The 22311-nt window shown below is 44.1% G+C and carries 18 protein-coding genes; 4 read left to right on the forward strand and 14 right to left on the reverse strand.

Features of this window, described 5'->3' with window-relative positions:
• Positions 1–91 precede the first annotated feature (91 nt).
• From AACQ21_RS07720 to znuA, 5 genes are all read right to left on the reverse strand, one after another.
• A complete protein-coding gene (locus AACQ21_RS07720; RefSeq protein WP_010318896.1) occupies positions 92–322 on the reverse strand; it encodes a FeoC-like transcriptional regulator in 231 nt (76 codons plus the stop codon).
• The gene (gene feoB, locus AACQ21_RS07725; RefSeq protein WP_105976703.1) at positions 319–2592 is read right to left on the reverse strand and encodes a Fe(2+) transporter permease subunit FeoB; all 2274 of its coding nucleotides are present in this window, start codon (positions 2590–2592) and stop codon (positions 319–321) included. The genes AACQ21_RS07720 and feoB overlap by 4 nt, the downstream gene beginning before the upstream one ends.
• Positions 2592–2819, reverse strand: a complete 228-nt coding sequence (locus tag AACQ21_RS07730; RefSeq protein WP_013856356.1) for a FeoA family protein — start codon at positions 2817–2819, stop codon at positions 2592–2594. The genes feoB and AACQ21_RS07730 overlap by 1 nt, the downstream gene beginning before the upstream one ends.
• A 777-nt stretch (positions 2820–3596) precedes the next feature.
• The gene (locus AACQ21_RS07735) at positions 3597–6959 is read right to left on the reverse strand and encodes an AraC family transcriptional regulator (RefSeq protein WP_105976704.1); all 3363 of its coding nucleotides are present in this window, start codon (positions 6957–6959) and stop codon (positions 3597–3599) included.
• Between the two features lie 172 nt (positions 6960–7131).
• Positions 7132–8010, reverse strand: a complete 879-nt coding sequence (gene znuA, locus AACQ21_RS07740) for a zinc ABC transporter substrate-binding protein ZnuA (RefSeq protein WP_105976705.1) — start codon at positions 8008–8010, stop codon at positions 7132–7134.
• Positions 8011–8094: 84 nt separating this feature from the next.
• Here znuA and znuC point away from each other — a divergent pair, with 84 nt between their 5' ends.
• Both znuC and znuB read left to right on the forward strand, forming a co-directional pair.
• Entirely contained in the window at positions 8095–8877 is a 783-nt protein-coding gene (znuC, locus tag AACQ21_RS07745; RefSeq protein ID WP_013856354.1) for a zinc ABC transporter ATP-binding protein ZnuC, read from the forward strand.
• On the forward strand, positions 8870–9649 hold the full coding sequence (gene znuB, locus AACQ21_RS07750; RefSeq protein ID WP_013856353.1) for a zinc ABC transporter permease subunit ZnuB: 780 nt from the start codon (positions 8870–8872) through the stop codon (positions 9647–9649). The genes znuC and znuB overlap by 8 nt, the downstream gene beginning before the upstream one ends.
• A gap of 77 nt (positions 9650–9726) precedes the next feature.
• On the opposite strand, the gene sucD is transcribed toward znuB, so the two are convergent.
• From sucD to sdhC, 8 genes are all read right to left on the reverse strand, one after another.
• Positions 9727–10599, reverse strand: coding sequence for a succinate--CoA ligase subunit alpha (gene sucD / locus AACQ21_RS07755; protein WP_013856352.1), 873 nt, complete (start codon positions 10597–10599; stop codon positions 9727–9729).
• On the reverse strand, positions 10599–11765 hold the full coding sequence (gene sucC, locus AACQ21_RS07760; RefSeq protein ID WP_017045227.1) for an ADP-forming succinate--CoA ligase subunit beta: 1167 nt from the start codon (positions 11763–11765) through the stop codon (positions 10599–10601). Before sucC ends, sucD begins: the two co-directional genes overlap by 1 nt.
• Before the next feature lie 201 nt (positions 11766–11966).
• Positions 11967–13175 (reverse strand): 2-oxoglutarate dehydrogenase complex dihydrolipoyllysine-residue succinyltransferase, encoded by a 1209-nt coding sequence (odhB, locus tag AACQ21_RS07765; protein ID WP_013856350.1) that lies wholly within the window; start codon positions 13173–13175, stop codon positions 11967–11969.
• A 30-nt stretch (positions 13176–13205) separates the two neighbouring features.
• Positions 13206–16016, reverse strand: a complete 2811-nt coding sequence (sucA, locus tag AACQ21_RS07770) for a 2-oxoglutarate dehydrogenase E1 component (RefSeq protein ID WP_094129031.1) — start codon at positions 16014–16016, stop codon at positions 13206–13208.
• A gap of 89 nt (positions 16017–16105) precedes the next feature.
• Positions 16106–16819, reverse strand: a complete 714-nt coding sequence (locus AACQ21_RS07775) for a succinate dehydrogenase iron-sulfur subunit (RefSeq protein ID WP_013856348.1) — start codon at positions 16817–16819, stop codon at positions 16106–16108.
• A gap of 15 nt (positions 16820–16834) precedes the next feature.
• Positions 16835–18601: a succinate dehydrogenase flavoprotein subunit gene (gene sdhA, locus AACQ21_RS07780; protein WP_013856347.1), complete on the reverse strand. Its 1767-nt coding sequence runs from the start codon at positions 18599–18601 to the stop codon at positions 16835–16837.
• The gene (sdhD, locus tag AACQ21_RS07785) at positions 18602–18949 is read right to left on the reverse strand and encodes a succinate dehydrogenase, hydrophobic membrane anchor protein (protein WP_010318675.1); all 348 of its coding nucleotides are present in this window, start codon (positions 18947–18949) and stop codon (positions 18602–18604) included.
• On the reverse strand, positions 18943–19335 hold the full coding sequence (sdhC, locus tag AACQ21_RS07790) for a succinate dehydrogenase cytochrome b556 subunit (RefSeq protein ID WP_010318676.1): 393 nt from the start codon (positions 19333–19335) through the stop codon (positions 18943–18945). Before sdhC ends, sdhD begins: the two co-directional genes overlap by 7 nt.
• Positions 19336–19731: 396 nt before the next feature.
• On the opposite strand from sdhC, the gene AACQ21_RS07795 reads away from it, so the two are divergent.
• A complete protein-coding gene (locus AACQ21_RS07795; protein WP_017042719.1) occupies positions 19732–21021 on the forward strand; it encodes a citrate synthase in 1290 nt (429 codons plus the stop codon).
• Positions 21022–21106: 85 nt separating this feature from the next.
• Here the strand turns inward: AACQ21_RS07795 and AACQ21_RS07800 are convergent, their stop codons facing one another.
• Complete coding sequence (locus AACQ21_RS07800; RefSeq protein ID WP_094147361.1) at positions 21107–21862, reverse strand: Nif3-like dinuclear metal center hexameric protein; 756 nt, start codon at positions 21860–21862, stop codon at positions 21107–21109.
• 86 nt (positions 21863–21948) lie between these two features.
• On the opposite strand from AACQ21_RS07800, the gene AACQ21_RS07805 reads away from it, so the two are divergent.
• Positions 21949–22311 (forward strand): DUF1853 family protein (locus tag AACQ21_RS07805; RefSeq protein WP_146127527.1); only part of this gene is annotated, 363 nt, incomplete at its 3' end.

Genomic DNA, 22311 nt, shown 5'->3' on the forward strand with positions numbered 1-22311 from the left:
ATTAGGTAAAAGATAGATTGGGTAAAAGTTTGAAAGCCGCTGACATCAGCGGCTTTCGTTTATCAGACAGAATGCCTAGCATCAATTATGACTAAAGTACGACAGTCAAAGACAGCCCATTGTTTCGGTTAAGCCCATAACGCACTCTTGTCACGTGGTGAGCCTTGTTGGTATCGATAGTGCGCGACAACACACCTTTTCTTATCCACACGGCTAACATAGCGTCAACGCCGTCCTCACTGAGCGAAAACTTTTTCGCAATCGCCGAGCGGCTAACGATCCCATTCTCTTCAATGTAGCGCTTTAGCTCATTTAATATCATGCCACTTGTACCTCAAGCACCGTTTTCTGCTGGAGTCCTTTTCGCTTAAGCATTTTAAAGGTCAACAAACTCGCCATAGCAATGGCAATAATCCACGTTAAACTTTCGACAGGGGTTTCGGTGATCCTAGTCGCTTGGTAATAAAGCGCGGCGCCACCATACGCAAGCCCCATCGTCCATACTGCGATAAAACGAGCGTAATTCGCACCAAACTCACGAACATAAGCCCCCATGGCTGCAACACAAGGCGTGTAAAGCAAAATGAAGATAAGGTAGGCAAATGCGGCATGACCAGTGACAAAGTGCTGTTTCAAATTACCAAAGATTGAGGCATCTACGGCTTGCTCTTCAGCCACTGCGCTACTGTCTGTCAAGTCTCCGACTTCGATACCGAGCGGATCAGAGAAGCTTAATCCCGTTAGGTTTTCTGGAATAGACATAACCGCTTCTTGTAGGCTCGCCATTAGGTCATATTCACTTTCATCACCTTCAGCAGAGGTATATAAATTGTTTAATGTTCCGACTACCGCTTCTTTTGCAAAAATACCCGTGATGATACCCACTGTCGCTGGCCAGTTATCTTGATTGATACCAATAGGAGCAAATACCGGCGTAACCACTTGAGCCACTTTTGATAACACGGAGTTGTCACTATCTTCATTACCAAAGCTGCCATCAGTACCAACTGAATTGAGGAAGCTTAAGATCATAACAACGATGACAATCGTTTTCCCTGCACCGAGAACAAAACGTTTTAATTTCTGCCATGTTTTGATCATGACGTTTTGTACCGTTGGGATCTCGTAATCTGGCATCTCCATCACTAGGCTGTCGCTTGAACCCGGATAGAGCGTATGCTTCAAAACCAAACCAGTGAACACTGCGGCTAAAATGCCCAACAAATAAAGAGCAAAAACTACATTTTGACCGCTTTCAGGGAAAAACGCCGCAGCAAATAGCGCATACACGGGCAAACGTGCACCACATGACATAAAGGGTGCCATCGATGCCGCTAATTTACGTTCACGTTCTTGATCTAGAGTTCGGGTCGCCATAATCGCGGGAACGTTACAACCAAATCCTAAAACAAGCGGAACAAACGCTTTACCCGGTAGGCCTATCTTCTGCATCACTTTATCTAAAACAAAAGCTGCGCGAGACATATAGCCAGAACTTTCGAGTACAGCTAAAAATAAGTACAAACAAGCGATAACTGGGATAAATGTGGCGACGGTTTGAATACCTCCGCCAAGGCCATCTGCTAATAATGTCACTAGCCAAATAGGCAAATGATCATCCAGTAAGTAGTGCCCGCCATCAACCAATAACGCCCCGACGCCAATGTCGAAGAAATCAATGAAAGCGCTCCCAATATTGATCGAGAACATAAACATTAAGTACATAACCACAAAGAAAAACGGTACACCCACCCATTTATTTAAAATCAGCTTATCTGCTTTTTGTGTAAAACTGTGGCTTAGTTTCCCTTCGGTTTTGCGGATCTGCTGGCACTGTTCATGCAAAAATGTGTATTTGGTATCAGCGACATGCAGATCAATATCCAAACCACTTTGCAATTGCTCTTTCTGGATAAGCTCACGCTGCACTTCTGGTAATCCATTAATCACCAAAAGATCATTTTCTAAAGCACGAATAGCCAATGCGCGAGGTGCCACTTGCTTATGTTGAAAAATAGTGGCTAATTTTCCGATCGATTGTTCAAATGCACTACCGTAATCCAATAGCAGTTCTTTAAGAGCTACGCCTTGCAGCAGTACTTTATGCAGCTTTTCTTTGAATCGACTCACCTGCTCTTTACTGGTAGCCGAAAGCATAAAAACGGGGCAACCTAGAACTTTCTCAAGTTGTTGAATGTCTAGGCTTTGACGCTCTCTTTTTAAAGCGTCCATTTTATTCAAAACCACAATCATTGGACGCCCGAGCTCTCTCAATTGAAGCGTCATATAGAGACTGCGCTCCAAACACGTCACGTCCACAACGTTAATGATTAAATCAGCAGGATGTGTAAGAACCGCTCTAGAGGCAATGGATTCGTCAATGCTGTTACTGTCATTCCCGCTGTCAAGTGCGTAGATGCCCGGCAAATCCGTTAGTATGAATTCATCTCCAGAATGAGTGTAGCGACCCGTTTTTTTCTCAACTGTAACACCAGCCCAGTTACCGACTTGCTGCTTAGAACCTGTCAGTCCATTAAATAACGTTGTTTTGCCACTATTAGGGTTACCAACGGTTAGAATTTGATATCGCACTACGCTCTCTCCACTTCAATACAAGCGGCTATATTTTCACGTACCGCTAAAGAGACGCCTCTCACTTCAAGTTGAAGTGGATCTCCCATAGGAGCTCTTCTGATTAACGTAACAGTAGTTAGAGGCAGCAAGCCCATCACCATCAATTTTTTACGAATGTCATTTGGAAGTTGATTGAACGCGACAATGCTCGCGCTATCCCCTTCATTTAATTGAGATAATTTCATCTATCTTGCTCTCAATGGTAGTGGTAATGAGAAATATTTTTATTAACAGGCAAATAATACACGCGCTAACCCTCTATTTTATTGCGTGAAATCAAAGATTGCATAAATCCATCACGTTGTTTTCGGTAAATAAACTGACGTTAAAAACGTTAAAAAATTATCAGGCACAAATGAGCTAAACATAAAAAAACAAACAAAAACAGATAAAATAAAAATAAACCATTAAAATCAATCAGTTACTGTTGATTATATATTTTGTCGTTTTTCTTATACTAGGTTGTCGTTAATTTTATAAATGAAATAAGTCCTTTACCATATAGTAAATCCATCGAAAGGAATTACTCCTTAGATACAAATTCCAGAGGTGGTACGGGTGTTACTCGTATCACTCCGGCAGCAAGCGAAGGTGTCATTGACACCCGTGGTATAGTCCCCCCGGCTATACCACGATCTTTTTTTCTACTCATCTCATCTTTACCGCAACACAATCACCGACCCAGCCTGTTTATTGAGTAAGTGCTATTCCCAAAATAAATTGATATTACGACTTTGAGTATTAATGAGTGTATCTACGCAAGCATAGACAAATATGCGTAGCTAACACAGCAGCCAATCTAATCAAGAAGGGAGATACAGCTTGATTGCAGGTCGGCGGAAAGTAAGTTCATCTCCACACCCCTGAATAAGTTTTATGATTAGGGTGACTGAATGTCGCTAACATCGCTGCAGCTTCAAGTCTTCAAGTGGGAAAGTTATCACTATTTATCAGGGGCGGTATTACTCGTTATCATCAACAAATTGGGTTGGCGATAAACCGAAGTGATGTTTAAATCTTTGGCTGAAATAAGACGGATCATTAAACCCACAATCAAAAGCGACTTGGGCGACTTTTCCTCCTGCAAGCAAATATTGGCACGCTTTCTCTAGTCGGATCTCATTTAGATACTCTTTGAATGTTTTATTGGTGATCGCTTTAAAACGACGCTGCAAACTACGCTCCGATACGAAGAGTGATTTGGCCGCACTAGAGGTACTAAATTCAGGATCTGAATAGTAATTGTGTACCAATTTTTCTACTTTTTTAAGCCACTCTTTTTCCGTTACATCAATAAACTTGTCCTCTGAATGCTCCTCTACGACGATCATTTCAGGTGCATCACTCACAAGCTCTACTGATGGCCAAGAAAGCTCAACTAAATTTCGTTCTGGCGATGAAAAAATATGTATTTCCCCACCACTGCGCTGTACTAACAGTTGCATCTCCTCTAGTTCAAAACCAGAGATACGCTTATCACTATTGATGGATTGCACCTGATCGCCACAGTCAATCATCACAATAAACAGTCTTTTCTCCCTTTCATAACAATGAATTTGTAGCTCTTGATTTCTATAAAGACGTTTTACCGCATCAGATAGTAGCGTATTGAAAATGATGTCTAGGTTAAAATGGGCAGATTCAATATAAGCTTGTTTAAGCTCATTGTTCACCGCCAACGAAATATTCGCTTTCGCGAACTCTTCACGCCATCCGTCCACACAAGAGTTCAAGATTATCGATAGGTCGTAGAGCAACTGAGTCGCTGTTTTATCATTTCTTACGTTACGAAGTAACGCCAGTTCACGTTTTACTTTTAAAGCTAAAGACTCAAGTCGCGCGAGTTGATGGAGTTGGGAGCGATAAATCAGCTGATTTAATGTAGGAGTAATAGAATCTAACATCTGTTCAACAACGATATGGCGAATTTGTAATTGCTTGCGCAACTGCTGGTTATTAGTCAAAACAATTTTGCTTTGATGCCGTAGTTGATCCGTTTTCAAGGCCACCTGAGCTTTTAACTTTCGGTTTACTTTGGTAACCCAACGAGAACGCCACCATGAAGCAAAAGCAATAAGGCCTATAGAAAGACAAAGGTAAAGAACAATAGCCCATGAAGACCAATACCACGGGTTATCCACAATAAATGATAGGCTGTTTATCATACTTTTTTGCGGATGTGGACTGTAATTTCTCACCAGCAAACGATAGTGTCCAGGTAACAGGTGATCAAGTGTCAACTGAGCGCTTTCTAATCTCTGCCACTCCTTATCCCCCTCTATACGATACTCCAATGATAAGGCTCTCGATTCTGGCAATGCACCAAATAAAAAGCTTATCGAACTTCCATATTCCAATTCTAGTGTCTGAAAACGACCACGACCGAACATGACAGGAATATGATCGACGTTCACTTGGCTAAAGATAATATTGGTATTAGGGGCAGTAGCAACTGTGAGTTCAGAGGACCATGCTGTCACTAAACCAAAACGGGAACCTAGCAGCAACTGCTGCTGGCTATTGATAATACTTGATTCGCAGACTCCACTTTTAAATTCATTATTCATCAATCCGTGTGGATCACCAAAATGCTTTACCATCTCACCCATAGGATTGTAGAGCGAGATTCCTTGTGAGGAAGTCAGCCAAATACCGTTGCCCGTTTCAGTTAAACATTTGGGGCTAATATTCTCTTCAACCATATCAATAGATCGAATATCACTACGATCATGTGCCAAAACAAAGACGCCATAAGCACTCGCAAACCAAACATCACCCTTGCTACTCTCAAATATATCAATGCTTTGTCCATAATGACTAGTCGCTCGGAGAAAAACAATTTTGCCTTTGTCAAAAAGATAAACACCATGGTCAGTGCCGATAAATACCCCTCGCCGAGTTGACTTAAGTTTTATTATTTTTGCAGGCAAAAATGCATCAACAAACCATTCAGAACCGAAATCGGTTAGCGAGTTATCGGCCAACTGATATGACCACAAATGGTTACCTGTTGCTCCCCACAACAGTCCTTCATGATCAAATTCAAGATGTTTAGTATCATTCGAACGCAGCTTCAGAGGTAAAACGCTCGTTTCTATCATCTTTTTTGTCTGCAAGTGATAAATAACGATGCCTGTATGTGTAGCTATCCATAGAGAATGATCATCTATTTGAGCGACATCATGCACTTCTCCAGGGAAAATAAGTTTAGGCTCTTGCCAATCTTCAGCATCGACTTGGTACAACCCTTGTCGAGTTAAAAACAAATACCCTTTATTATCTGACCTTGTCACAATTTTTGTTATGGGATTATTGTTGAGCTGTGCAATGGAATGGCGCTTAAATTTTTGTCCAAACAGAGAAAAGTAACGAATACCTTTATCCGTTGCGATCCAAATCCCACCTTGTAAGTCATTGACCAATGAATAAATTTTATTGCCTGGTAACCCATTATTGTCTTGGTCATTACTTTCTAACTTGACGGTTTTACCTGTCAAAAACGAATGAACAAATAATCCATCTTCAGTACCAATCCAATATTCTTGATCTGTCTCAGCAACAGATAATACATGGGAATCTCCAACCAACTTTTGTTGGCGCTTTGGGTCCTCGACATCAATAATCAGCCCACCATTGAGCGTTCCAATCACAAGTTCTCTACGTTTCTCGGAAAAATAGAGTTTCTCAATGAAGTTTTTACCAGAGCTGAGCACGTGAGAAAAACTCTCTCCATCTGACAGATAGACTCCAGCATTAGTGGCTAATACCCATTTAGAAAGCACAAACTTCGCATCATTAACGATCAATCGACTAGCTTGATTTAATTGATACATTTCTTTAAAAGAATAAGTAACTAACTTGTGGGTTTGCGCATGGTATGTATAAAAGTGCGTCTCATCGGCTAACCAGATGAAATTACCTGACGAACCTATTTTTTTTATGATGATTCCAGGCGTTAAGCTGAATACTAATTCGCGATCTTGTGCGGGATAAGTTCGATAAAGTTCATTATCAATGAACGTCCAAAAAGCGTTATTAAGATAGGTAATATTTTCGCTCTCTTGTGAAAGCACTGAGCCACGCCGGGGAAGGATGTTTTGCCCATCAAAGAAAACCACTTTGCCATGCACATCGTGTATCCAAATTCCCCCTTCTTCACCTAAAAACAAATTTTGTGCGGCAAAAATTTTTCCTTGAGCCTGAGCTGGCAATGGATAGAAGATGGAAGGTGCTTTGTCTAGAGCTTGTGTCCCCTGCGCTAATAAAAGCGTCAGAAAACCCAAGATCCAGAGCAAAGGTTTAAAATAGTCGTTCTTTCCTTTCAACAGACAGAGCCTCAATCAATATCACGCCAAATTGCAAACTGTTTTTTCGTGGCGATAATTATCAAAACATTCTAACCAAAGATAAGGCTTTTTGAAGCTAAGAAAGCGACAATCTGTGAATCTTTATCCTAGATTTCAGTGCAGATCGTACAACATACAATACAGCGTACATCTATTGAGACAAACAAGTGTAAAAGTTGTTACTCAGCTGATTTAACAGCTCAAAATAACTGCCACTTTTCACTTTGATATCTGCGCCTAATGGATCAAGTACTCCCGTTTTAACCTTAGTGCCACGAGTCACAGTATCAATCACCGCCGGAGTAAACTGAGGTTCTGAAAACACGCATTTCGCTTCATTATTAATGATTGAATTTTTAATGGTGATTAGGGTTTTAGCACCCGGCTTTCTGTCAGGACTAACGGTAAAATGGCCGAGGTTATTCAAATGGTATTGCTGTTCAAAATAGCCGTATGCATCATGAAAAACATAATATCCTTTATCACTAATTTTGCTCATCTTCTGCGTGATTGCTTGATGGGTCGAATCTAATTGAGCTAAAAAGCGGACTAAGTTTACTTTATACTGCTCGGCATTAGCGCTATCACTTTTCACTAAACTTGCGGTAATCGCCGCTGCCACTTGCTTGGCTTGATCGGTTCCAAGCCAAAAATGTGGGTCATACATACCATGGTGATGCCCATCATGATCGTGTTGTTCGCCACTGAGCTCTCTCAGTGTCAGGCTATCAATTTGGCTGATGGTCAAAACGTTGTGGTGACTCGCTAATGTCTTACTTAAGAATGGCTCAAGGTCTTTTCCATACCAAATCACTAAATCCGCCGCTCTGACTTTTTTAACATCAGAAGGGCGCAACGCATAGTCATGCGGTGAGGTATTTGCCCCCAGTAGTACTTCTGGTTCATTCACATCGAGAGTCAATTCATATGTAATCATCTGAATCGGCTTGATGCTGGTCAAAATGACCGTAGACCACGCCAAAGGCGATAATGTTATTAAGCAAAGAAGGATCATAATCTGACGCAACATGATGGTTTTTCCATTCGGTATATAGCGTTAAAGGGAACGAAATGTTACATTATAACACTTCCGAATTGCAAATAAGTTCCATTCATGTCCAACTTAATTCAGCTGCAAGGCATTTGTGTCGAATTCAACAACCGCCGTGTTTTGGACAATGTCAGTATCAACCTAGAAAAAGGGAAGATTACCACACTGATAGGTCCTAATGGTGCGGGCAAGTCGACGCTCGTTAAAGTATTGCTCGGGCTACAGCCCGTCCATAGCGGAACGATGACGCGCGTAAAAAACCTTAAAATTGGTTATGTTCCTCAAAAGTTAAAACTTAATGACGCGTTACCACTCCCCGTTAAACGATTTTTAAGTTTGGCCGGACGTTTTAGTCAACAAGAGTTGCTAGACGCACTCAGACTAGTCGGGGCCGAGCATCTTCTTGATTATGATATGCATAAGCTGTCCGGTGGTGAAACACAACGGATTCTTATCGCCCGTGCATTGCTACAGCGCCCAGATATTCTAATTCTTGATGAACCAGCTCAAGGTGTTGACGTGCAAGGGCAAATTGATCTGTATGATCTTATCGATGCCATACGACATCGTTTCGGCTGTGGTGTCTTCATGGTCTCTCACGATTTGCATCTGGTGATGGCAAAAACGGATGATGTTATCTGTCTTCATCACCATGTTTGCTGTTTCGGTTCACCGGCAACGATTACTCAACACCCAAGCTATATCGCATTATTTGGTACGCGCAATCGCGAAGCCTTAGCTTTTTACCATCACAAACATCAGCATCATCACGACTTAGCAGGCCAACCTGTGAAAGGAGATGCAACTTGCTGTTCAAATCATTCACACGGTCACCATCATGATTGAATTTCTTCTTCCATCAATATTAGCAGGCCTTGGTATTGCCGTTATCGCAGGTCCCCTTGGGTCATTCGTGGTTTGGCGAAAAATGGCTTATTTTGGCGATACCCTCGCACACGCCTCGCTGATGGGATTGGCGCTAGGCTTTTTGCTTGATATCAACCTTTATCTTGCGTTGCTCGTTTGCTGTCTTGGGCTTGCAATCATTTTGGTTACTATGCAGAAACAGCAGCTTGTGGCGACAGACACTTTGCTCGGCATTCTCGCTCATAGCTCGTTATCCATTGGTCTCATTGCAGTAAGCTTCCTTGATAACGTTCGCATCGATTTAATGAGCTATCTCTTTGGCGATTTATTGGCGGTAAGTTTTACTGATTTAGCCTTCATTTGGGGGGGAGCGATTGCAGTAAGTGCACTGCTATTTCTTTTTTGGCGGCCATTACTTTCAACTACAGTGAACGAAGAACTTGCGTTTGTTGAGGGCATCAACGTTGATTTAATGCGTTTGCTGCTAATGCTATTAATTGGGGTGGTGATTGCACTAGGAATGAAATTTGTTGGTGCTCTGATTATGACATCGCTGCTGATTATTCCCGCGGCGACCGCTAGGCGACTCACAAAAACCCCAGAGCAGATGGCAATATTGGCTTCTTTGGTCGGCGCTTTAGCTGTGCTGGGCGGGCTAATCCTCTCGTGGCATTTTGACACACCTGCAGGCCCTTCGGTTGTCGTGACGGCTACAACGATGTTTATGTGCAGTCAACTTGTAAAACGCTAGTATCAAAACCTATTGAATCTAAAGTAAAAACCCCGAAACAAGGTTCGGGGTTTGTCTTCAAACTGAGGAAGGCGTGATTACCAACCCGTCACTTCACGCAATGCTTTTCCGATATCAGCAAGGCTTTTGACGGTTTTCACACCCGCGGCTTCAAGCGCTGCAAATTTCTCATCAGCTGTTCCTTTACCACCAGAAATGATAGCGCCAGCATGGCCCATCCGTTTACCCGGAGGCGCTGTCACACCAGCAATATAAGACACCACCGGTTTCGTGACATTCTCTTTAATGAATGCAGCGGCTTCTTCTTCGGCTGTACCACCGATCTCGCCAATCATCACAATCGCTTCTGTTTCAGGATCGTCTTGGAATAGTTTCAAGATATCAATAAAGTTAGAGCCCGGGATTGGGTCACCGCCGATACCAACACACGTTGACTGACCAAAGCCTTCATCTGTTGTTTGCTTAACGGCTTCATAAGTTAGCGTTCCTGAACGAGAAACAATACCCACTTTTCCTTTCTTATGAATGTGGCCTGGCATGATGCCGATCTTACACGCATCCGGTGTAATCACACCCGGACAGTTCGGGCCAATCATACGCACACCAGTCTCTTCGAGCTTCACTTTTACGTCAATCATATCGGTAGTAGGTATACCTTCAGTGATCGTCACAATAAGTTCAATACCAGCGTCAATTGCTTCTAAAATAGCGTCTTTACAAAATGGTGCAGGTACATAAATAACGGTTGCCGTTGCACCCGTTGCTTTCACTGCGTCACGCACCGTATTAAATACAGGCAGACCAAGGTGAGTTTGACCACCTTTACCCGGGGAAACCCCACCGACCATTTGTGTACCGTAGGCAATCGCCTGTTCGGAGTGGAAAGTTCCCTGGCCACCAGTGAAACCTTGGCAGATTACTTTGGTGTCTTTATTAATAAGTACCGACATTATTTACCCTCCGCCGCAGCAACAACTTTCTGAGCTGCGTCCGTTAACGACTCAGCTGCAATGATATCAAGACCAGAATTTGCAAGTACTCCGCGTCCTAATTCCGCATTTGTACCTTCCAAACGCACGACTACGGGAACCGTTACACCAACTTCTTTCACCGCACCGATAATGCCTTCTGCAATCATATCGCAACGTACGATACCACCGAAAATATTAACCAATACGGCTTTCACGTTGTCATCAGACAAAATGATTTTGAACGCTTCAGCAACACGCTCTTTGGTTGCGCCACCACCAACATCAAGGAAGTTTGCAGGTTTTCCGCCATGAAGGTTAACAATATCCATAGTGCCCATTGCAAGGCCAGCACCGTTCACCATGCAGCCAACATTACCATCAAGAGCAACATAGTTCAGTTCCCACTGAGCAGCATGAGCTTCGCGCTCATCTTCTTGTGAGAGATCGTGCATTTCGCGAAGTTTAGGTTGACGATAAAGTGCGTTTGAGTCGATGTTGATCTTGCCATCAAGGCACAACAAGTTCCCTTCAGCGGTGACAACTAATGGGTTGATTTCTAGCAGTGCAAGATCATACTGGGTAAACATAGCGCCAAGACCTAGAAAGATCTTCACAAATTGCTTAATTTGGTCACCTTCCAAGCCAAGTTTGAAAGCAAGTTCTCGGCCTTGGTAGGCTTGCGGACCAACCAAAGGATCAATCGCGGCTTTATGAATCAGCTCCGGAGTCTCCTCCGCTACTTTTTCAATTTCCACGCCGCCTTCTGTTGAGGCCATGAACACGACACGACGAGTCGCACGGTCAACAACAGCGCCTAAGTAAAGCTCATTCGCGATATTAGAAGCTTCTTCGACCAAAATTTTTGATACTGGCTGACCATTTGCGTCCGTTTGATAAGTAACCAGATTTTTACCTAGCCATTTTTGAGCAAACTCTTTGACACCATCTTTAGTGTCGTGCAACTCAACGCCACCCGCTTTACCGCGACCACCTGCATGCACTTGACACTTAACAACTTTCTTCGCTGTGCTAATCCGACCCGCCGCTTCAAAAGCTTCTTGTGGAGTATCACAGGCATAACCTTCCGGTACAGGCAAACCGAATTCTGCAAACAGCTGTTTGGCTTGATATTCATGCAAATTCATTATGTTCTTCCGTTTGTTTATCCCTTAGGGGATTTATTATTTCCATAAAGCGGCAGCTATGCTGCGCCATATATCTGTAGGGTGCTTCTCAAATTAAGCGGCTGCAATTTATCCAAGAGGATAGCTTGTAGCCTTTTGCTTAAATGAAGGCTAGACGTGAGCCTGCCTAGCCTTAAATTCACTGAACAACGTTCAGTGAGGTTACACGTCCAGTAGCAGACGTGCTGGATCTTCAAGTAGCTCTTTTACTGTCACAAGGAAACCAACTGACTCACGGCCATCCACCAAACGGTGGTCGTAAGAAAGTGCTAGGTACATCATTGGTAAAATTTCTACTTTGCCATCCACAGCCATTGGGCGGTCTTGGATTTTGTGCATACCCAATATGGCCGCTTGCGGCGGATTGATGATCGGTGTTGACATTAACGATCCAAACACACCGCCATTCGTAATCGTGAAATTACCGCCAGTCAGTTCTTCAACCGTCAATTTGCCATCTCTTCCTTTGAGTGCAAGCTCTTTGATGCCCTTCTCAATTTCGGCAAGGCTTAGCGTATCGCAATCTTTAAGAACCGGAGTCACTAAACCACGAGGCGTTGAAACTGCCATGCTAATATCAAAATAGCTGTGATACACAATATCTTGGCCATCAATAGATGCATTCACTTCTGGGTAACGCTTTAACGCTTCTGTTACCGCTTTCACGTAGAAAGACATAAAGCCTAAACGAATACCGTGTTTCTCTTCAAACAGACCTTGATATTGCTTACGAAGATCCATGATAGGCTTCATGTTAACTTCATTAAACGTCGTCAACATCGCCGTGCTATTTTTTGCCTCAAGCAGACGCTCCGCAACACGTTTACGCAAACGCGTCATCGGTACACGTTTTTCGCTGCGCGCCATCGCAACGACAGGCTCAGGTTGACTTGAAGCAACTGCTGACGCTGATTTTGCAGCCGCTAGATGAGCATCAATATCTTCACGCGTGATACGCCCACCCACACCAGAGCCTTTCACTTGGCTTGCTTCCAAACCATGCTCGGCGAGTAAACGGCGTACCGCAGGGCTAAGTGCATCATTCGTTTCGTCTGTCAATGTGGCTTTGTGGCGTTTATCAGGAGACGGCTCTGTATCGTTGGTGGTATCTTTCGTCGGTTCACCTGCAACGGCACCGGGTTTTAATTTCGCCAATAACTGTTTCGAAAGCACCGTCGCACCTTCTTGCTCGATAATGGCTTCGAGAACACCCGCCTCAGGCGCTGGCACTTCAAGAATTACTTTATCAGTTTCAATCTCAACGAGTACTTCATCACGAGCGACGGCTTCACCTGGCTTTTTATGCCATGTCGCGACTGTTGCATCAGCCACTGATTCAGGTAGATCTGGAACCAGAATTTCAATTGTCATAATCTGTGTCTTCCTTTTACTTCTAGTTCGTTAAGCTAGGGTCAGAGCGTCTTCAATCAACGCTTTTTGTTGTTTCAAGTGTACCGACATATAACCAACGGCTGGTGATGCTGATGCAGGGCGACCTGCGTATTTCAGATCAGCACCGGCTGGAATGGCAGAACGGAAGTTATGTTGGCTACTGTACCAAGCACCTTGGTTTTGAGGCTCTTCTTGGCACCATACATAGTCAACAACATTAGTGTATTGAGCGATAGCCGCTTCCACTTCTTCTTTCGGGAATGGATATAGCTGTTCAATACGGACGATAGCAACATCACCTTGTTCGTTATTGCGGCGCTGTTCAAGCAGGTCGTAGTAAACCTTACCAGAGCAGAACACAACACGTTTGACATTCGCTGGGTTGAGATCGTCAACTTCGCCGATAGCCGGCAAAAACGATCCGTCAGCCAAGTCTTCCAGTGTTGATATACATAGTGGGTGACGCAGCAACGATTTTGGTGACATAACGATCAATGGTCGACGCATTGGACGAACAACCTGACGACGCAGCATGTGGTATACCTGCGCTGGCGTAGAGGGAACCACCACTTGCATGTTTTGTTCGGCGCACAGTTGCAAATAACGCTCTAGGCGTGCTGATGAGTGCTCCGGGCCTTGCCCTTCATAACCATGAGGTAGCAGCATGGTTAAACCACACAAACGCGCCCATTTTTGTTCACCGGAAGAGATGAACTGGTCAATCACGACTTGAGCTCCATTGGCGAAATCACCAAACTGAGCTTCCCAAATCGTCAAACCACTCGGCTCCGCTGTCGCGTAGCCATATTCAAAAGCTAGCACTGCTTCTTCCGACAAAACCGAATCCAATACTTCAAAAGGACCCTGTTTATCATGGATATTCGCCAATGGAATATAGGTACTTGCGTCACTTTGGTTATGCAATACCGAGTGACGGTGGAAGAAGGTTCCACGCCCAGAGTCTTGCCCCGAAATGCGGATTCGCTTTCCATCATCAACTAAGGTTGCATAAGCCAGCGTTTCAGCCATACCCCAATCGAGAAGCTTCTCTCCATTAACCATCGCTTGTCGGTCGGTATAGATTTTATCCACACGACTTTGCAGTTTATGGCTTTCTGGATACTGACAAATTCGGTTACCTAGCTCTTTTAAACGCTCAAGGTCAACTTTACTATTCCATGGCATATCCCATTCATGGCCAATATACGGTGACCAATCAACAGAATGCAGTGCCATTGGACGCCACTCTTTCACCACGACTTCACCATGGTCCAGAGCATCACGATATTCGTTGACTAACTGTGTGGCAATCTCGATATCAAACTCACCACGCTCTATCAAAACATCGGCATAAAGCTTACGCGGTGTAGGATGCTTTTTGATCTTTTGATACATCAGCGGTTGAGTTGCGTTTGGCTCGTCGGCTTCGTTATGGCCGTGACGGCGATAACACACCAGATCAATGACGACATCACGCTTAAATTCATTACGATAATCGAGTGCAATGCGGGTGACGAAAGCAACTGCTTCTGGATCATCAGAATTGACGTGGAAAATGGGGGCCTGAACCATCTTAGCGATGTCAGTACAATACATAGTCGAGCGTGTATCACGAGGGTTTGACGTGGTAAAACCAACTTGGTTGTTAATAACAATACGTACCGTCCCTCCCACGCAATAACCACGCGCTTGAGACATGTTAAATGTCTCGGCAACGACACCTTGGCCAGCGATAGCAGAGTCACCATGAATCGAAATAGGTAGCACTGTCGAACCGTCTTCATCTCCAAGTCTGTCTTGTCGAGCACGAACTGAACCAATTACGACTGGGTTAACAATTTCAAGATGCGAAGGGTTAAATGCTAAGGCTAGATGCACATCACCGCCGGGTGTCGCAAAGTCAGCAGAGAAACCTTGGTGATATTTAACATCACCCGTTCCCCAGCTTTCACCATGCTTACCCGCAAACTCGTCGAACAGATCTTGAGGTTTTTTACCTAAGACGTTGACGAGCATGTTAAGACGACCACGGTGCGCCATACCAATCACAACTTCACGCATACCTGTGCTACCAGCATGACGGATCAACTCTTTCATCATTGGGATGAGCGCGTCACCACCTTCCAAAGAAAAACGCTTAGCACCGGGGAATTTCGCGCCTAAATAACGCTCAAGGCCTTCTGCGGCTGTCAATTCTTCGAGGAAAATTCGTTTTTCTTCTTTGCTGAAAGAAGGTTGACCAACGACTGATTCAAGACGTTGTTGTATCCAACGCTTTTGTTCAGTGTCGATAATGTGCATGTATTCTGCACCGATGGAACCGCAATAGGTTTTGTTGAGGGCTTGATAAATGTCTTTCAATTTCATTGTCTCTTGCCCGATAGCAAAAGAGCCGACATTGAAAGTTTCTTCGAAGTCACCTTCGTTAAGATTGTGGAACGCTGGGTCTAATTCTGCCACTAATGGGCGTTGCCATAAACCTAGGGGGTCGAGTTGAGCCGCTTCATGACCGCGAAAACGGTAAGCATTAATCAGCTGCAAGACTCTTACTTGCTTAGCATCGACATCTGGATCACTAACTTGGACATTGTAATGCTTTGTTTCTTTCGCGAGTCGTCGGAAGTAGTCACGGACACGTGAATGTGGCTGTTCAACCACATTGTCAGCTTGCGCAGGCAAGCCATCAAAAACACGTTTCCACTCCTCACTTACCAGATCAGGATCACTTAGATACAGTTCGTAGAGGTCCTCTACGTAAGTTGCATTGGCGCCAGCCAAGTGTGAAGACTCGAGCCATGCCTTCATCACGCCGTTGTGCATATTTTCCCTTAACCAGTAGTTTTCACGTTTGCTTCGGTCTATGCCGAGCTATAAAAGGCAGGTCCGAAGACCTGCAATTTTTATTCATTTTAAACCGAACGGTTCACAAGCATTGATTTGATATGTCCAATGGCTTTCGTCGGATTTAATCCCTTAGGACAAACACTTACACAATTCATGATGCCATGGCAACGAAAAACGCTAAAAGCATCATCAAGATTAGATAAACGTTCATCTGTTGCAGTATCTCGGCTGTCAATTAGCCAACGATAAGCCGCCAACAAACCTGCTGGGCCGATAAACTTATCCGGGTTCCACCAGAAAGAAGGGCATGAAGTTGTGCAGCAAGCGCACATAATGCACTCATATAAACCGTCTAAATGCGCTCGCTCTTCTGGTGATTGCAAGTTCTCACGAGCCGGAGGCAAGTTTCCGTCAGTCACAAGATAAGGTTTAACCTTCTCGTAATTTTCATAAAACTGGGCCATATCGACAATTAAATCACGGACGACTGGTAGCCCAGGCAGAGGCCGAATAACGATCGTGCCTTTGGCCAAAAGCGCGGATAATGGAGTGATACACGCTAATCCATTTTTACCGTTCATGTTCAAACCGTCAGATCCACACACCCCTTCACGGCACGAGCGACGAAAAGCAATGGTGGGATCTTGCTCTTTCAGCAAAATGAGTGCATCCAACAACATCATGTCAGAGCCCTCTTCGACTTCAAGCAGATAATCCTTCATGTAAGGCTTTTGATCGACATCCGGATTATAGCGATACAAAGAGAATTTCAATTTCATAATAGTGCCTTCTCCTTAGTATGTGCGCGCTTTAGGCGGAAACGCTTCACGATAAATTGGTTCCATATTTACGCTACGCTTCGACATGCTTTCAGTCTCAGGGTTGTAAATTGAATGGCATAACCAATTAGCATCATCGCGTTCAGGATAGTCAAAGCGAGCGTGGGCTCCACGGCTTTCGGTACGATAATTTGCAGCAACCGCGGTAGCAAATGCTGTTTCCATCAAGTTTTCCAGCTCTAAACACTCGATCCGTTGAGTGTTGAACTCGGTTGACTTGTCTGAAAGATGTGCGTTCTTCAAACGTTCACGAATCACTTTAAGCTCTTCAAGACCTTTAGCCATCGCTTCACCTTCACGGAACACCGAGAAGTTATTTTGCATACAACGTTGCAGATCTTTACGAATTTGCGCGGGATCTTCACCACCTGTACTGTTTTCCCAGCGGTTGTAACGTTCTAGCGATTTTTCAATGTCCGCTTCTGTGGCAGGTTTTGCGTCCGCTTGCTTTTTCAACGTTTCGCCCAAATGCAAGCCTGTTGCTCGGCCAAAGACCACTAAATCCAGTAGAGAGTTACCACCCAAACGGTTCGCGCCATGCACCGATACTGATGCAATTTCACCACACGCAAACAAACCTTGAACTTCCACATCAGCGCCTTTAGCATCTTGCTTAATCGCCTGACCTGAAACTTGAGTCGGTACTCCTCCCATCATGTAGTGGCAGGTTGGGATCACTGGAATCGGTTCTTTAACTGGATCGACGTGAGCAAACGTACGTGACAACTCACATACGCCCGGCAGACGAGATTCCAGAGTTTCTTTGCCAAGGTGATCCAGTTTAAGCTTGATGTGCGGACCCCATGGACCATCGCAACCACGACCTTCACGGATCTCAATCATCATTGAGCGGGCTACTACATCGCGACCAGCCAAATCCTTCGCGTTTGGTGCATAACGTTCCATGAAACGTTCGCCATCTTTATTTAAAAGATAGCCACCTTCACCACGACACCCTTCCGTCACAAGAACGCCAGCACCAGCAATCCCTGTTGGGTGGAATTGCCACATTTCGATATCTTGCATCGGAACACCAGCGCGGATAGCCATGCCCACGCCATCACCCGTATTGATGTGCGCGTTGGTGGTTGAAGCATAGATACGCCCAGCTCCGCCAGTCGCTAACACTGTGGCTTTAGATTTGAAATAACAAACTTCGCCTGTTTCCATACACAAGGCGGTACAGCCAAGTACTGCACCCTCTTCATTTTTCACTAAATCAAGTGCGTACCACTCAGAGAAAATAGTGGTCTTATATTTAATGTTTTGTTGATACAAGGTATGAAGTAGTGCGTGACCAGTACGGTCAGCGGCAGCAGCGGTTCGAGCCGCTTGTTCACCGCCAAAGTTTTTGGATTGCCCACCAAATGGGCGCTGATAAATGGTGCCATTGTCAAAACGAGAAAAAGGCAAACCCATTTTCTCTAGTTCAATCACCGACTCTGGACCATTCTTACACATGTACTCGATAGCATCTTGGTCACCGATATAGTCGGAGCCCTTCACCGTGTCATACATATGTTGTTCCCAGTGGTCCTCATGCGCGTTGCCTAACGCAACGGTAATACCACCTTGAGCCGAAACCGTGTGAGAACGTGTTGGAAAAACTTTAGAAAGCAGAGCACAGGATAAACCTTGCTCTGAAATTTGCAGTGCTGCACGCATGCCAGCACCACCAGCGCCGATCACTACGGCATCAAATTCACGAACTGGAATAGTCACTTACGCACCCCACAATACAAATAAGCCAGAGAAGAAGTATCCAAAGAGCACTGCGATAACGACCAATTGCAGGCCACCACGCAATTTAGAACACTTAATGTAATCCGTTAATACTTGCCATAAACCGATCCAACCATGGATAAGGACAGAGACTAACGCCAGCATTGTGAAGACTTTGGTAAAGGTTCCACCAAAAAACTGTGTCCATGAAACATAGGAGATATCACCAGAGAAAGCACAGAAGCTGACTAGGTAGATAGTATAAAGAGTCATAATGATCGCAGAAGCACGGATCAGCAGATAATCATGCACTCCGTTACGACCAAAAGAAGAAACATGTTTTACCATACCAATACTCCCGCTAAAACTGAAAGCACTGCTGTTGCGATGAAGGCGACTTTGGCACTCATAGCCCCTGACTCCAACTCTTCAAAGTGGCCCAGGTCCATCAGCAAATGGCGTATACCACCTGCAATGTGGTAAGACAGCGCTGTTAAAATTCCCCATAAAATAAATTTTGCGAAAAAGCCATTCACAATGTTGCTGGCTTCCATAAAACCTACCGGAGAACTTAACGAGAGGGAGAGTAACCACAGCAAAATTCCGACCGCAACGAACATCATCACCCCAGACACTCGGTGTAGGATGGATGCTATCGCACTGATCGGAAAGTGAATGGTCTGTAAATCTAAATTAACAGGTCTTGACTTTCTTTCTTTCACGGGCTTGCTCACTCAGCTCCATTGAGCATTTATAGTTATAAATGAATTTTGGTTGTAAAACCCATAAAAGTTAACATTGTTTTAACATAAAAAGCCCGATATCGCGCAGTTAAATGTAATAATTCCGTTAACAACAAAGACAGAATGCAATACTGAAATACAGTTTCTAGCCTTTTATTTATAAGGTGTTCACCAAAATTTTCAGTGCCACTATACGGCTCGCAACATTCTAATACAATTGATGTAACAGTTTTTGCTACACAGAACAGATTTTTAACTTTATATGTATAAAAAATCAAAACAAGTGCACACATCAGACGAGAAAAATTGACTTTAATTAAGAACACACGTAAAAAAATGTCACACAAACATCCTGGACGGATTAAATAATAAACAAAGGAGATTGTTATGGCAGATAAGAAAGCGACCCTTCATATTGAAGGTAAAGCGCCAATCGAGCTGCCGATTATGGATGGGACTGTAGGCCCACAAGTAATCGACGTTCGTAAACTAGGAGCCAACGGATACTTCACTTTTGACCCTGGTTTTCTTGCCACTGCATCTTGTGAATCTCAAATCACTTATATCGATGGCGAAAAAGGGGTGTTACTACACCGCGGCTTCCCTATTGATCAATTAGCCAATAACGCTGATTACTTGGAAGTTTGTTATATTCTTCTTTACGGTGAAGCCCCTAATCGTAAGCAATATGAAGAGTTTAAACATACGGTGACGCGTCACACTATGGTTCATGAGCAAATCGCAAGTTTCTTCCACGGTTTCCGCCGTGACGCTCACCCAATGGCTGTAATGTGTGGTGTGGTTGGAGCGCTTGCCGCGTTCTACCATGATTCACTTGATATTAATAATGATATACACCGAGAAATAGCGGCTTACCGCCTACTCTCAAAAATGCCAACATTGGCGGCGATGTGCTACAAGTATTCTGTCGGCCAACCATTTATCTACCCGCGTAATGACTTAAGCTATGCCGAGAACTTCCTACACATGATGTTTGCAACGCCGTGTGAAGAGTATGAAGTGAATCCTGTGGTTGCACGCGCGATGGATAAAATTTTCACACTGCATGCCGATCATGAACAAAACGCGTCAACCTCAACGGTTCGCCTTGCCGGTTCTTCTGGTGCTAACCCGTTTGCCTGTATTGCGGCTGGCATTGCCTCTTTGTGGGGGCCTGCTCATGGGGGGGCTAACGAAGCCTGTCTGCGTATGCTAGAAGAGATAGGCAACGTTGATAACATTCCTGAGTATGTCGTCAGAGCAAAAGATAAGGATGATCCATTCCGCTTGATGGGTTTTGGTCACCGAGTTTATAAAAACTACGACCCAAGAGCGACGGTAATGCGTGAGGCTTGCCATGAAGTGCTCAAAGAGCTGAATATTCAAGACCCACTGTTAGATGTGGCGATGGAACTTGAGCGCATCGCGCTTTCTGACGAATACTTTGTTGAGAAAAAACTCTACCCTAACGTTGATTTCTACTCAGGCATTATTCTGAAGGCTATCGGTATTCCAATCTCTATGTTTACCGTTATCTTCGCAATGTCTCGCACTATCGGTTGGATTGCCCACTGGAATGAAATGCACAGTGATCCAGATAATAAAATTGGCCGTCCTCGCCAACTTTACACTGGTCAAAAAATGCGTAACTTTAAACCGTTACACGAACGCGAATAGCAAACCCAGTCATAGTACTTAATAGAAAAGAGCGAGTTCCCACTCGCTCTTTTTTCATTTGATACATTGATCAGAAACAAGCCCACTACACAGGGTTATTGATATCGATAAACTCAACCTCAAAGCCATATTCGCTCGCTAACCATTCTCCCAGTGCCTTCACACCATAACGCTCTGTGGCATGGTGCCCTGCAGAAAAATAATGAATATTTTGCTCTCTTGCTGAGTAGGTAGTCCGCTCTGATATTTCACCAGAGATGAACGCATCTAATCCGTGCTGCGCCGCTAGATCGACGTAATCTTGCCCACCACCAGTACACCAACCCACCGTTTTGATGATTTTGTTTGAGCTCGGAGCTACGTGCAGTGGCCGTCGTTGTAAAGCTTGCTCGATTCGTTGACTGAGCTCATCGGCTGTCAACGCTTGTTCAAAATGGCCGAACATGGCGACCGACTGCGGGTGCCCTTCTAATCCGCCATCAACATGAATACACAACAAATCAGCTAGCAATTTGTTATTGCCTAATTCTGGATGGATGTCTAACGGCAAATGATATGCGTATAAATTTATATCATTTCGTATCAAAGCTCGGATCCGGTGGCCTTTCATTCCACGGATGGACTCAGGCTCACTTTTCCAAAAATAACCATGATGCACTAATAAAGCGTCAGCATTTCGTTCAATTGCTTGTTCAATCAGCGCTTGCGAGGCCGTCACACCCGTCACAATCTTTTTGATTTCAGTGCGACCTTCAACTTGCAATCCATTAGGGCAATAGTCTTTAATCAATTGAGGATTAAGCTTTTGATTGAGCAGAGCTTCAAGTTTTAAATTATCCATCTTTCATTCCAAAATTGAGTTTTATCATTAGCGTGGTTATAACAATTTCAAGCTAGAATGTCGAAAAATAAGGACGAGAACAATTAATGACAATGGACCTCAACACACTGGCACACTGGGTGTCGACAACCCCTACTCTTTTCCAAGGAGAGGGTGTAGTCGCGGCGCGTACTCCTTTTTTACCCAATGTTCCGATATTGAAAGAAGAATATAGAGGGAACCCTAGGTTAGGCTTTCTCTACCAGCATTTATGTTCTTTATTGTTTACGCTAAACCCCACTTATTCCGCCGTTTCTGAAGAAATTCAACTGAACGAGGCAGGAAGTACACTAGGTTCGCTAGATTTTATCATCAAAAATAAACGCAGTCAGCGTTATGAGCATTGGGAAGTCGCGGTGAAGTTTTACCTGCTGCATCAAGGGCTGTGGTATGGTCCCAATGCTCAAGAT

Origin of the sequence: Vibrio sp. V01_P9A10T6 (genome assembly GCF_963877065.1) — a bacterium.
In the GTDB taxonomy this organism is placed as follows: domain Bacteria; phylum Pseudomonadota; class Gammaproteobacteria; order Enterobacterales; family Vibrionaceae; genus Vibrio; species Vibrio anguillarum.

Bases quoted from the DNA above. Each gene is read 5' to 3' on its own strand.
- AACQ21_RS07720 (WP_010318896.1), bottom strand. From the start codon at position 322: ATGATATTAAATGAGCTAAAGCGCTACATTGAAGAGAATGGGATCGTT.
- AACQ21_RS07730 (WP_013856356.1), bottom strand. From the start codon at position 2,819: ATGAAATTATCTCAATTAAATGAAGGGGATAGCGCGAGCATTGTCGCG.
- znuA (WP_105976705.1), bottom strand. From the start codon at position 8,010: ATGTTGCGTCAGATTATGATCCTTCTTTGCTTAATAACATTATCGCCT.
- znuC (WP_013856354.1), top strand. From the start codon at position 8,095: ATGTCCAACTTAATTCAGCTGCAAGGCATTTGTGTCGAATTCAACAAC.
- znuB (WP_013856353.1), top strand. From the start codon at position 8,870: ATGATTGAATTTCTTCTTCCATCAATATTAGCAGGCCTTGGTATTGCC.
- sucD (WP_013856352.1), bottom strand. From the start codon at position 10,599: ATGTCGGTACTTATTAATAAAGACACCAAAGTAATCTGCCAAGGTTTC.
- sucC (WP_017045227.1), bottom strand. From the start codon at position 11,765: ATGAATTTGCATGAATATCAAGCCAAACAGCTGTTTGCAGAATTCGGT.
- odhB (WP_013856350.1), bottom strand. From the start codon at position 13,175: ATGACAATTGAAATTCTGGTTCCAGATCTACCTGAATCAGTGGCTGAT.
- sucA (WP_094129031.1), bottom strand. From the start codon at position 16,016: ATGCACAACGGCGTGATGAAGGCATGGCTCGAGTCTTCACACTTGGCT.
- AACQ21_RS07775 (WP_013856348.1), bottom strand. From the start codon at position 16,819: ATGAAATTGAAATTCTCTTTGTATCGCTATAATCCGGATGTCGATCAA.
- sdhD (WP_010318675.1), bottom strand. From the start codon at position 18,949: ATGGTAAAACATGTTTCTTCTTTTGGTCGTAACGGAGTGCATGATTAT.
- AACQ21_RS07795 (WP_017042719.1), top strand. From the start codon at position 19,732: ATGGCAGATAAGAAAGCGACCCTTCATATTGAAGGTAAAGCGCCAATC.
- AACQ21_RS07800 (WP_094147361.1), bottom strand. From the start codon at position 21,862: ATGGATAATTTAAAACTTGAAGCTCTGCTCAATCAAAAGCTTAATCCT.